This window comes from Pedobacter sp. Leaf41, from assembly GCF_001422545.1.
Lineage (GTDB): Bacteria > Bacteroidota > Bacteroidia > Sphingobacteriales > Sphingobacteriaceae > Pedobacter.
In genome coordinates this window covers 694,521-707,792 of sequence record NZ_LMLE01000001.1, presented here as the reverse complement: position 1 = coordinate 707,792, position 13,272 = coordinate 694,521, and the positions used below count along the sequence as shown (strand labels likewise).

Sequence of the window (13,272 nt, the reverse complement as noted above, 5' to 3'; positions counted from 1 at the left end):
GGTTATTGTTGTTCTTCAGGTACTTCAATTAAACGCCATTCTGATAACTGGAAAAGCGAACCACTGCCAACAGCAGAAATGCTGATGCGATAATGATTGTAAAGCACTTTGTTTTTAAAGCTGTAAGTTTTCGTCAGGTTACGACCCGAAAATGTTTCACCAGTTCTGGTGTCCAAATCAACCCAAGTGGTTCCATCTGTAGAGCCACTAAACTTCCAATCTTTCGGATCCCTGCCAGGTGCATCTCCACCAGATGTTAAGGTGTAAGAGGCCACTTGTTGAGGTGATGGAAAAGATAATTGCATGTAGAAATTAGTCTGGTAGGGATTGATTAAAAATTTCGAATTGAAATCGTTATCAATCACTTTTGCAGATCCTTCGCCTCCTGAGGATCCGGCGCCATTTTCAATGTTTACCGATAATATCGCTTTCGCGGTAACATCTACTTTGGCCTTCCAGGTAAACAGATCGACGGTAGGATATTCCTCCTTGCCACACCCAAGAAGCAGGGTAAATACTGCAAGAAGGCAGAAAGCTTTCTTGGCATTTTGTAAAAAAATCATAATTAATAAATTAAAATTGTTAGTTGGTTGCGTTTGAGAATACGGTAGATAAAACCTTTTGCAGAATTTTTAAGAATTTAGCACGCAAACTTCGTCCACATGAATACATTACGTGGTTCTTTAGCTTTATCGCTATTTCCAACGTAAAAAGTATTCACTCAAAAATTAGTTACCCTGATATCAAGCAACTTGATGATGATTTTAATTTTTTGAAAAATCAATCCGGCTCTACTTGTCAGGCAGCTTATTTTAAGGGTTAAGATATACCACAACATCACTAACCTTTTACTATTAATGAGTCTTGATAATTACTGAATTTCTGTAGTTCGTTTGGTAACTTCTCTAATAAGAATCTGATTTAGGTAATTTAATCGCCATATCGTTCGAGATGTAGTTATGCATCTCTACAATCCTTCTTGTTGGAAAAAGAATTGCGATCGTTCATCCTTATCAGGGAAATGGTGTGAGTTTGGTTTTTTTCATATTGGTTGGCTTAGGTTGTTGGTTAAATTATATTAAGCTTATTATTGGAAAAGGGATACATGCTAAGAAAAAACACTAAAACATGCTAAAACGTTTTAGTATAGATCTCTAAAAAAAACCCGCACATTAATGGCGGACATTTAATTGATCGATTAGTGCTAAAACGTTTTATTACCTCAATAATAAGCACTTTAAGAGTTTTTGCAAAGTCAAATATTTGTTACAATGAAGAAATGAGGTATTAAATCAGATTTTACTTAAAAAAACTTCCTGAAGTTGTACTATTTCTTTATTATTCCAAGGTTTAAGAACTAATAGAGTTAAACTTTTCATCGCAACAGCTTGCTGCGCCAATTAATGCTGCATGCTCTTTCAATTCTGAAATTTTGATAGCTGCATAAATACCATTTCCTTTTAAAGTTGCAATAAGTTCGGGCGAAAATTCATTAAATGCCTGAGCAATGTTTCCTCCAACGATTACCGTATCAATTTTATTTTTATTGATAATTGGAATTAAGAATTGTGCAAGATTATAACCAAACTCCATGAAAACCTGTGTGGCTAGATGATCAGTTTTAACTGCTTCTACCAATTCCTTTACGCCATCTAGATTAGTTCCACTCAAATGTTTGTACCTTTTTACAAACCAACGGGTTGCCAGATAATCTTCTGCAATACCATCCAAAAATGATGAGTTCCATAAATCAGCATCGGTTGCTTTCTGGTTGATACAAATGGATGAGCCTAAGCCAGTACCCAATGTTAAGCCTAAAACATTCGCGTTACCTTTTGCTGCTCCCGCAAATACCTCGCCCTGCAAAAAGCCCGCAGCATCATTAATAAAATGAATATGATCAGCAGGAATATCAAGACGGGCAGCTAACTCATTTTTCACGTTGATCTGATAGAGCGACTTAAATTTATCCTGATCTTTTATAAGTGAAATGCCATTCTCATAATCAAAAGGCCCCGGCATAGCAATTCCAACAAACCTCGAATCTTTTGTAACACCATCAAAAGCATCATTAATAATTTCTACCCAAGCCTTTAAAATAACTTCTTTACCCTCTTGGGAGTTGACAGCACTACGTTTAATTGAATTCGTAATTAAGCTTCTCGTTTCTAAATCTATTAATGCGGCCGTAATATGCGAACCGCCAATATCGACACCTAATGCCAAAGGCTTTTCCATTCTTTTCTCTATATTTCTGTAAAAATAATCATTTCTACCTATTACTAAAACGTTAAACTAATTAGTTAACGAAAATGGCTTATCAGCCTTCAATAAACCTCTATTTAAATCAGGCTTGTTACTCATTTTCAGTTTTATTATACCACCATTAATTAAATCCTGGTGTGTTATAAAATTTCGGGTGTATGTTTTACCATTTAACGTAGCCGATTTGATATACACATTTGTTGCGCTGTTCTCTGGTGCTTCAATGATAAATTGCTTGCCATTCTCCAGGTTAATTGTGGTTTTCTTAAACATCGGACTGCCAAAAACATATTCGCCCGTTCCGGGTGTTACGCTATAAAAACCCAATGCACTTAATACATACCAAGATGAGGTCTGTCCCTGATCTTCGTCGCCTGGATAACCATTTTCTGTTGCATTGTAGAGCTTACTCATTACCTCACGGGCGTGAAATTGCGCTTTCCAAGGCTGATTTGCATAATTATACAGGTATACCATGTGCTGAATGGGCTGGTTTCCATGCGCATATTGGCCCATGTTTGCCATTACCATCTCTGTCATTTCGTGGATCATACCGCCGTACGTACCCACTTTTACATCATTAGGCTGCGAAAATACGGAATCTAACTTAGCAACAAAATTTTCATTTCCCCCCATCATGTTGATCAGGCCTTTTGTATCTTGAAAAACCGACCATTGCCAGTGCCAGGCATTACCTTCGGTAAAAGGCCCACCCCATTCAATAGGATCAAAATTTGGTACCCAGTTTCCATTTGAATCTTTGCCTCTCATAAACCGGGTGGCAGAATCGTAAACATTCTTATAATTATACATCTGACGCTCAAAAATATCCATGTAAAACTTATTTCCAGTCATTTTAGCCAGCTCATATCCACAATAATCATCGTATGCATATTCTAATGTTTTAGCAGTTGCTTCGCGATATTTTGGATAGGGCACATAACCCAATTGATAATAGTCTCGCCAACCATCACGGCCATTTGCTGGCCCCCAAGGCCCTTTATTAGTAGCTTCATGTAGGTAGGCTTCCAGTGCTTTTTTCGGGTCGAAAGTGCGGAAGCCTTTGGCCCATGCATCTGTAAATAAAGAAATGGCATGGTTCCCGATCATACTTCCAGCCTCACTTGGAAAAGACCAGGAAGGCAACCAACCACATTGTTCGTAAGCTTCAATCATGGCCTGCATGTATCGGCCATGCATTTCGGGATGAAGTAAAGTATTTAGCGGGAACTGCGCCCTAAAAGTATCCCAAAACCCTGTGTCGGTGTACATATAACCTGCATGCACCGTCCCATCGTAAGGACTAAAATAATGCGGTTTGCCACTTGCATCTATCTCGTAAAATTTTCGTGAGAAAAGGCTGGCACGGAAAAAACACGAATAAAACGTTTCCATGTCGGCTTGCGTTCCACCTTCTACCACAATTTTATTTAATGATTTATTCCATACGACAGCACCTTTTGCCTTTGTTTGCTCCAAAGTTTTGTCGGCACCTAATTCGGTTTTTAAGTTTAACTCTGCTTGCGCTAAGCTAATATAAGACGAAGCAGTTTTAACCTGCACTTTGGCACCAGCTGCAAATTCTATGTAGGCGCCTTTCCCCAATCCATCAGCAAAAGTAGAATCTGCTTTAACCGTATTCCCTTTATTTTCCCAGGTGCCATACGCTTTTATCGGCTGATCAAATTTTAATACGAAATAACTTTTCCAGCCTTTCTTAAAGCCTTCGCCATTGTTTACATAACCCGTTATCTTGTTTTCCTTCGGATAAATCCGAACGCCGCTTAACCTGGTGTAGCCATCAAGAATTAAAAAGCTTTTTTTGCCTTTGGGATAAGTGAAACGTAAATGTGCCCCACGTTCTGACGGAGAAATTTCGGTTGTGATTTTGTTCTCAAATATAACTTTGTAATAATTTGGCTTTGCAATTTCATCCGCATGAGCAAACTTTGTTTCCCTTTTGTTTTCATCAACTACTAACTCATCTATCATCGGCATCAAAGAAAAAACCGCATAATCTCTACTCCATGAACTGCATTGGTGTGCTTGCTGAAAGCCCCTTATTTTATCTTTAAAATATTGGTACTTCCATCCATCGCCATTTCTACCAGTTTGAGGCGTCCACGTATGCATGCCGAAAGGCAAAGCCGTGGTTGGATAAGTATTGCCTCTAGTTAATTCATGCTTGGAATTTGTTCCTTGCAGGGTGTTCACATAATTGACCAAATCTTTTTGCTGTGCCCATAACCCTTTGGCTGCAACGCAAATTAAAATGGTAGTTAAAAATTTAAGTTTCATTTGTGTGTCTTTGTTTTTACTAATTATCTCGTACGAAATCAATCTTTAATTATCTATCGTAATTTCGAACTAAATCAATTTTTTATTGATTGAGGAGAGATCCCATTGCAAAAAATCAATTCTTCTATTGAGATTTCTCAATCTCGAAAAGCTCATTTCGAATTTTATTTTACTTACCAGCTGATGTTAACCTGTACACCTTCACTGAAATTCTCAAAGCCCAACAGCAGTGTTTTTGATTTTTCATCCCAATCATTTTTGGTAAGGGATAATTCTTTTCCGCTGGAGGTTGCCGTAACTTTTGTTGGTTTATTCGCCAAAAGAATGCGCATGATGTTATTGGTTTTCGAAGGGCTTTTTGCTAAAAATTGATAAGATTTTTTTCTCGAAACCTCATCTGTAACCCTTGCCGCCGCAGCCAAAACCTGAGGTTTGCTTTTATTCTCTGCTTTATTTACATCAAATAAATAAGCCTGTGAATTGGGCTTAATGGTTTTTGTATTCAACACAGGAAGCTCAGGATCGAAAAGATCAATAAAAGTTCCCGTTAAGGTTACTGGCGATTTGCTTTGACTTTCATCTAAGACCGCGGCAATAACAAATGGTCCACGTTCTAAAACAAAGTTGTTTTTTAGAACCAAATTTCCTGCTTTTGCATCATGCTCATAAGCTTTTTTAACTGTCGACATAAAATCTTCGTCACCATTTTTTAGCATAATAAGCTCTTTTGGATCTTTACGTACCAGGTAAACTTTGCCTTTACCCACTTCATAAATCCCGCCACTTTCGCTTAAAGGCACACCCAATAAGCCAAATAAATGCTCTGATGGGGCTTTGAAGTTGTTTCCATTGCTATTCCACCATTCTTTCACATTCTGGAATGGATCGTTATCCCTACCGTAATAAAGCAAAATGCCTCCCGCTTTTACCCATTTGTTTAACTCCTGGTGAAAATCAGCCGAGAGCGGTTTCATGTTTGCGTAACTCATGATCAAGACTTTAATATCTTTTAAAGTATTTTTATTGGCGAGGTTTTCGATATGAACAGTTTCCACCGGAATGCCTTGTTTAAGTAATGGAATGGCCATTCCATAAAAGTTAGACAACTGAGGATCATCGTAGCCCTGATGGGTTGGAAAGCGTTGAAACATCATGGAATTAGAAAGTAAAACTCCGATACCATGGCTCCCATTCAATGTGTTTTGCGAAAGCGGCATCTGGTTTAACGAGTTGACCATGATTTGCATTTGAGTGGCGTAGGCTGGAGAAATCGGCTGACGCTCTTTCATTCCCTCCACCGGAAACTTACCTCTATAAATGCGATTTGGCCAAGGCATTACTTCGTAATTATCGACCATTGGATACAGTAATTCAGCAGTGAATGTAGCCTCATAATTCACTTTGTAATCATTCCACGATCTTGCTCTATCTTCAATCGGATCTGTCAAAAAATAGATCTTCCTACCAGTTGGTGCCGTCATCGAAACCATAGAACCATACTCCAAAAATGCATTTTCAAATACCCGCTCTTTCATCAATCCATCGTAATAAATCGGCTCCCGAGAGGTACCTGTCCACACCTGAGCAATGTATCCATCCATTCCTTCTAAATTAGCCAGGCTTGCCTCCGGACTTACAATTTGCCAGGAGGAATAATTAATGAGCGAGTGCGTGGGCACGAAACATTTTACCCTTTTCCCCTTGCTTTCGCTATAGGTTTTTACATAGGTAAACACTTCTTTCAGTGCATTGAAATAAAGTTGATATTTCAGTTTGGAAGATAAGTAAGTAGCTTCAGGCGATTCATGCTGGGCCATCCAGGGGAAACCATAGTATTTTTGCCATTCATTTTTAAACGTTTGGCTATAACCTGCACGGGCCCAAAACTCGGGTTCTTCCAAATAAATTGCGGTTACACCTGCATCAATGGCCCGCTTTACGTGGCTCTTCATATAGGTAAGAAAACTCGCTGTAGGAACGATATAGGGAACATCTTTTCCATGCCAAATGGTTTCGCCATTACGCATCATCTGGCCTTCATCCAAATGGTTTTTTCCATCCCATTCGCCTAAGAAATAATCTTTGTACTGGCCCCAGGCAATACCGGTCATAAATTGTACTTCATAACCTTTATCGAGATAGCCTTTAACACGTTCTTCAAATTTCCCACCATCATCGTTAATGCCGTAAACCATTGCAATGTCCGATCGAACATCGTAATCCGGGCTCCATGGTGCAGAAACTTGAAACGACGTTTTTTGCTTGGATTTAATCTGGGCAAATACATCGCCTTGCGGAGTTAAACCAATTGCCAATGCCGAAAGAGCCACATAAAACTTGAGGTTTTTCATATCGATTTTTAGTTAGCAGGAGCGAATAATTGCATGAAAGCCACAGCACTACTCGATTCGTAAGATTGAACAACGCCTGTTGGGCAGGGTGCTTTGTAATTGCGGTGCATAATCCCGCGACCAAAATCGCGGTTTCCCCAGGCGGTATCGGCGTTAAAAATTGCCCATTTAGCATAATCACCTGCCGGATAAGCTTTGGCCAGATCGGCTAAATATTGGGCGAAAATTGCCTTCAAAACCCCCTGCTCGTTCCAGTCGCCTTCGGCAGGCAAAATACCACTCGGATCGCTCATGATATTTTTGGTATAATTGGCCGCGATTTTTGCATCGTCTAAATAACTTTGCGTATTGGTATTTTTATACAATAAAACCGCAGCGCCAATGAGTGTTCCCTGGTTGTAAGTGTAGTCTTCGAAACCAGGGTTATTATCGCCAACCTTATGATCGGCTACCCTGCCTTTGGCAATATCGAACAGATTTATTCTAGACCATGCGTAAATTTCTTTAGCCTTTGTTAAATAAGCTTCGTCTTTGGTGACATTATACAATCGCACTGCGGCAATTACGGTAGGGAAATTTATGCATGCATTTTTGCCACTGTGCTTAAAATCCCAAAACATACCGCCTTTAACCGGATCGTAAGAACCGCTCCAAACTTTAGCAAAGCCAGATTTAGCCTTATCAAGATAAGCTTGGTTTTTGGTGATTTCATAAGCACGGGTAAGCGACATAATCCACCACATCATATCATCATAAATAAACCACTCAACAGAGTTATCCCAATTGTAATTATCGTAACGTTTGGCTCCTCCGTCGTACATATCAGTAATCAATTTGTAGTAAGCGGGGTCTTTGGTACGCTCATAAATGTTCATTACGTTGTCCCAATAAATGGCTTGGGTCCAAATGGCGGCTAAACCTTTTTTTTCGGTAGTGCTGTAATAAAGTTTATCTGCAGGACTATAATAAATGGTATTAAAGGAATTGAAAGCGATAGTGGCTTCGGCAGCAGTAAAACTTGTTGGCGTGGCTGGTGGTAAAGTTGGTGGTTTTGTTGTAGGCGCTTCAGTGCCTTTTTTGCTACAAGAGCTGATTGAAATTGCGATAGTTAAACTTAAAAACGCAACCAGTATTTTAAGTTTGCGAAGATTTTTAGGTAAAGATCTATTTTCCATAATACGTGGTTCTTATGGCATGAAAAGAATATCAGGGCGGCACTTACATAGGTAAATCATGTAAGCACCACCTGATTTTAGTTATTTTGATGTTTCATTTCTGAAACTACCAACCTGGGTTCTGCACCATTAAATCATCAGAATTAACGTCTTTTGAAGGGATTGGAAATAAGTAATGTCTTTTACTAAATGTTCTGGTTTCGAAAGCAACTTTGTTGAAGAAATTCGGTGCATTCTGCGTAATATTTAAACCATAGATTGGGCCATTGTCTGTAGTTTCTGCAATTTTCCATCTTCTGGTATCGAAATATCTTACGTTCTCGAAAGCCAACTCTGATCTACGTTCATTTCTGATCGCTTGTCTCATTGCCGCCTGATCTGCTGGAGCAGTAATCTGGCCAGTACCTGAACCATATTGAGGAATGCCAGCCCTTTGTCTGATTTGATTTAAGTAATTCAAGATATCAGGATCACCTGGAGTAGATTCATTTAAAGCTTCTACATAATCTAAAAACAAATTACCCACACGGTACAAGATACATGCCCGATTGCTTTCTCTCCAGTTACCCAAGCCCATTGCTTTTCTAACGGCATAGCCAGTAACGGTGTAATCGTTACCACCTGTGGCTTTACCTGAGTTACCATTGTTAGTAAATTCTGTAATCACGTTACCAAAAGCCGTGTTCAACCAAACACTGTTATGGTAAGTAATATTTACATAAAAACGCGGCTCACGGTTAACCCATTGGTTAAAAGTATTGGTTGCAATTGGGCTTCCCGGGGCTTTATAATCTGTAAAACCAGTATTTACATAGCCTGAAGCCGGATCATCAATGGTACGGCCGTTTGCTGTAAAGAAAGCATCAACTTGATTTTGTGTTGCACCTAAACCAGCTGAACCTCTCACCTCAGATGCTTTACCACTGTGATAAGGCGTCATTTCATATTGTCTTCCTTCAATATCAGCATCTAATCTCGACATGATGATTTCACTATTGAATTTATCAAGGAAAATATCGCGACAAGATAAATATCCATTTATAGATCCATCAGCATTGGTTTTTCTTAGTAAGCTGTAAGTACCTGGTACAAATTGAGTAATGTAGGCTTTGTAAGCATCAGAAGCTCTTTTCCATTTTGAAGCATCATAAGTTTGGCTAATCAATTGTTTACCATCCTTGTTTTTGAGATTGGCCAAATCGGTATTACCATTATAAAGCGGGCTTGCTGCTAAAAGGTAAGCTTGTAAACGATATGCCAAAGCCTGACCTTTTGTAATTCGGGCGTAGTTTCTATCATTAAGTGGGGTAACAGGTAAATTATCTGCAGCACTTTGTAATTCAGCAGTGATGTAATTAATACATTCATCGAAACTGTTTCTTGGTAAACGAATACTTTCAGTTGGTGCATCTGGCTCAATTACATTCTCGCCTAAAAGAATTACCGGACCATAAGTACGAACCAGATAAAAATAATATATCGCTCTTAAAGCTCTTGCCTCATTTTTATACTGGGTAATTAATTGTGGTGTGATATCCTGGGTTACTTTATCGATATTGGCCATAAAGAAACTTGCTGAACGAATACCTCTGTAAAAATTGTTCCAATAATCATTTACGAAACCAGAATTCGCATCCCAGCTTCCAATGTTTACGTTATTCGCCTGGTTGAAACCCCAAACAAATTCAGCTTCGTCTGAGGCACCAGTCCATACCCCAGCACTTCTACCCGTATTTGGATTACGCTGACCAAATTCATCAGGAATTAAACTATAAACATTTGCTAGAAATTTTTCAGCCGTAGCACGGTTTGTAAACGTTTCTTCGAGGGTTAGCCTATCATTAGGCACCTGATCTAGAAAACCTTTTTTACAAGATGTAGCCAAAGTGAAGCAAGCTACAAATGCAATAAATATGTATTTTTTCATGATTTTTGATTCTTAAAATTTAACATTTATACCTAAGGACAATGTTTTGGTGATTGGATACTTCGAACCATTTGCTCTTCCGCCAGTATTTAACTCCGGATCCCATAGTTTCCAATTACTAAAGGTTAACAGGTTGTTTCCAATTAAATAAATGGCTGCATTTTTAAGATATATTTTCTCAGCAAATTTCGTAGGAAGATTATAACTCAATTGAGCTGATTTTAAACGCAAGAAGTTTACATCCTTCACCCACCATGAACTTTCTAAAGTATTATTAGTGTTATCTGCTTCACCATAAGCTAAACGCGGATAAAATGCATTTTGATTAGGGTTTGATGGCGTCCATCTATCGGTTGCGATTGCATAAGCATTACTTAAACCGCCACCACCATTAAATGGAAATATACCTGAACCACCTAACATAATGTCTGCACCGTGAGTACCTTGGAAAAAGGTACTTAATGCAAAACCTTTGTATGATGCACTTAAGCCAAAACCGTAAACTTTATTTGGCACATCACCTCTGCCAATTTGAGTTTTATCATAATCGTTGATTAAGCCATCCCCATTTAAATCGCTGTACTTGATATCACCAGGACGGAGATTGCTTTTTGATCCTGGAGCTGCACTTGCATCGATCTCGGCTTGTGTATCATATAATTTCTCTGCAACGTAGCCGAATCTTGATAAAACATTCGTTCCAACACGGTTCATCCATGGATAAGGTTGAACAGGACGATCATCTTTTATGATTTTATCTTTATTGTACGTGAATGTTCCTCTCAAGCCAATATCAACCTGCCCAACTTTGAAATTATATTCTAAAGTGGCATCAATACCGCGGTTATCAACCTCACCTAAGTTACCATATGGCTGATTGGTTAAACCTACATAACCTGGAATAGATTGGCGCTGGAAAAAGATCCCTGTACGATCTTCCTTAAATAGATCGACAATTAAGTAAAGATTGTCTTTCAGTGTTCTAATTTCCATCCCTAAATCCTGCTTACGAGATTCAGCCCAAACCACATCTACACCATAATCAGTTACGTTAATTCCGCTAATTCCGTTATCATAGCCTCTTCCAAATTGATAACCAGCAGCACCATCAGAAACAAGGGTTAAGTAAGCAAATCTTCTACCTACCAGGTTTACATCAGAGATTTTACCAATACCAACAATTCCATCAGAATATCTAAACTTCAAGAACGAAATGGCATTTTTCATATCACCCCAGAATTTTTCATTTGAAGGAATCCACCCCACACCAAATGCAGGAAAGGTTCCGAATCTTTTACCTGGTGAAAACAATTCAGATCCGTTATAACCAAAATTAAATTCGGCAAAATAACGATCATCATAGGAATAGGTTGCACGAGCTGCTACTCCAATAAGTCGCTCAGGAATAGAAGCAGTAAAATCTCCAGCAAATGGGTTGGTGTAATCTTGCGTATAACCTAGTAATAACCCACCAACACGGTGCTTTCCGAAAGCTCTATCGTAGTTCACGGCAGCTTCCGTATAAAATTTTCTGTTGCCACCTCTTGATGGCTCGAAACTTAAATAATTACCTCCACTGGTAAACGATTGAAATAAATCTAAACTCCCATCTGCTTTGTAAGGGTTATTGATATCTCTAATGAAATATGTACTTTCTCTTTTTGATCTTCTGATAAAGTTTTCATTATAGTTATCAAAAGCTACCATTGCAGTTGCTGTTAAACCTTCAGTTACCATCTTCAAATCCTGAGTTAACCTTAAGTTGGTATACAATTGGTTTCTAAATTCTGTTCGGTAGCCTCTTCTGGTCAAATCTGCATATGGATTTCTAAAACCACCATTTGAAGAACGGCCTGGAATTAAACCACCTGGATAAATTTTTGGATATTCTACTGGCGATACATCTAATGCCGATGTAAAAATATTTTCGGTACTTTCTCCAGGATAATTACCAGTTGAAGCGTAACCCTGAATACCTAAATCCAATTTTGTTGTATTGGTGAGCTTCAAATTTAAATTACTGGTGAAGTTGTAACGGGTATAATTTAACGCTGAATTATATTGTGCTAAATCGTCCGTTTTTAAGAAACCACCTTCATTGTAATAAGCCAATGAAACATAATACTGTGCATTATCAACCCCACCACTTGCATTTAAATTTGCTCTGCGGGTACTGCTATATTTATCAAACAGCTCATTCATCCAGTTTACATTAGGGTAAACCAACGGATCTACACCCGAGGCTGTTCTGTCTATATAGTCTTGCGAATATTTTGCTGCCTGACCCCTTCCTGTCAGGGCCTCATTAGCCAGATTCATATAAGAAACACCATCTAAAGCTTCAGGATGCCTTACAAAAGTGCTTAGGCCCTCGTTATAATCGAAAAAGATAGAGGGCTTACCCACTTTACCAGTTTTGGTTTTTACGATAATTACGCCGTTCGCACCACGAACCCCATAAACCGCGGTTCCAGATGCATCTTTTAGTACCGTGAATGATTCAATATCCTCTGGGTCGATTGCATTGATAGAGCGCTCCACTCCATCTACCAATACCAGTGGCGCACTTGAACCACTAAAAGTTGCAATACCACGAATCCAGATATCAGCCGTGCTTCTACCTGGCTCGCCACTTCTTTGTACTCCAACTACACCCGCAATTCTACCTGCTAATGATTGGGTTACGCTTGCTACGGGTTGCTTTAATTCTTTTGAGTTAATGGTAGATTGTGCACCAATCAAGGAAACTTTACGTTGGGTACCGAAACCTACAACTGCAACTTCTTCTAGCGCATTTGAGCTTGGAACAAGTGAAACAGAAATATTTTTCTGATTGCCAACAGTAACGCTTTTTGGTTCATAACCTACATAAGAAATGATCAATACAGAAGATTCTGAAGGCACACTGATGCTAAATGCTCCATTTATATCAGTAGCCGCAACGGCTAAAGATCCTTTTACCTTCACACTGGCACCTGGAATTGGGGTTCCGGTTTCATCTTTAATAATACCTCTGATTACAATATCGGCAAAAGGTGATTTTAGTTCCTTTGTTGCCTTTGGCGATGTATTAATATTTATTGCATTTGCCGATGCATTAAATGTTAATCCAAGTGCCAAGGATAGTGCACCTAACTTGCAGGCGCTCTCCTTCGTCATAAGCGTGAGCTTAATGAGCCTAGTAAATTTTTTGTTCATATTGGTTGGTTTTGTACTTGGTTAGTTATCTTTTCAGATGGGTTTGTTAGTTTTCTTT

Annotated in this window: 7 protein-coding genes; all 7 read right to left on the bottom strand. The window is 38.8% G+C overall.

Translation table 11 applies throughout. The annotated features are described in order from the left end of the window. Positions 1-2: 2 nt before the first annotated feature. The 7 genes from ASE92_RS03135 to ASE92_RS03100 all read right to left on the bottom strand — a co-directional run bounded on the left by ASE92_RS03135 (position 3) and on the right by ASE92_RS03100 (position 13,214). On the bottom strand, positions 3-563 hold the full coding sequence (locus tag ASE92_RS03135; protein ID WP_056848621.1) for a discoidin domain-containing protein: 561 nt from the start codon (positions 561-563) through the stop codon (positions 3-5). Positions 564-1,350: 787 nt separating this feature from the next. Continuing rightward, complete coding sequence (locus ASE92_RS03125; protein WP_056848619.1) at positions 1,351-2,238, bottom strand: ROK family protein; 888 nt, start codon at positions 2,236-2,238, stop codon at positions 1,351-1,353. 57 nt (positions 2,239-2,295) lie between these two features. Beyond that, positions 2,296-4,563, bottom strand: a complete 2,268-nt coding sequence (locus ASE92_RS03120; RefSeq protein WP_056848618.1) for a GH92 family glycosyl hydrolase — start codon at positions 4,561-4,563, stop codon at positions 2,296-2,298. Positions 4,564-4,736: 173 nt separating this feature from the next. After that, positions 4,737-6,914 carry a hypothetical protein gene (locus tag ASE92_RS03115; RefSeq protein WP_056848617.1) on the bottom strand — a complete coding sequence of 726 codons (2,178 nt, stop codon included), beginning with the start codon at positions 6,912-6,914 and terminating at the stop codon, positions 4,737-4,739. Between the two features lie 8 nt (positions 6,915-6,922). Beyond that, a complete protein-coding gene (locus ASE92_RS03110; RefSeq protein ID WP_056848616.1) occupies positions 6,923-8,089 on the bottom strand; it encodes a glycoside hydrolase family 76 protein in 1,167 nt (388 codons plus the stop codon). Positions 8,090-8,195: 106 nt separating this feature from the next. Next, on the bottom strand, positions 8,196-10,016 hold the full coding sequence (locus ASE92_RS03105) for a RagB/SusD family nutrient uptake outer membrane protein (protein WP_056848615.1): 1,821 nt from the start codon (positions 10,014-10,016) through the stop codon (positions 8,196-8,198). Positions 10,017-10,028: 12 nt separating this feature from the next. Continuing rightward, complete coding sequence (locus ASE92_RS03100; protein WP_157255614.1) at positions 10,029-13,214, bottom strand: TonB-dependent receptor; 3,186 nt, start codon at positions 13,212-13,214, stop codon at positions 10,029-10,031. Positions 13,215-13,272: the final 58 nt, after the last annotated feature.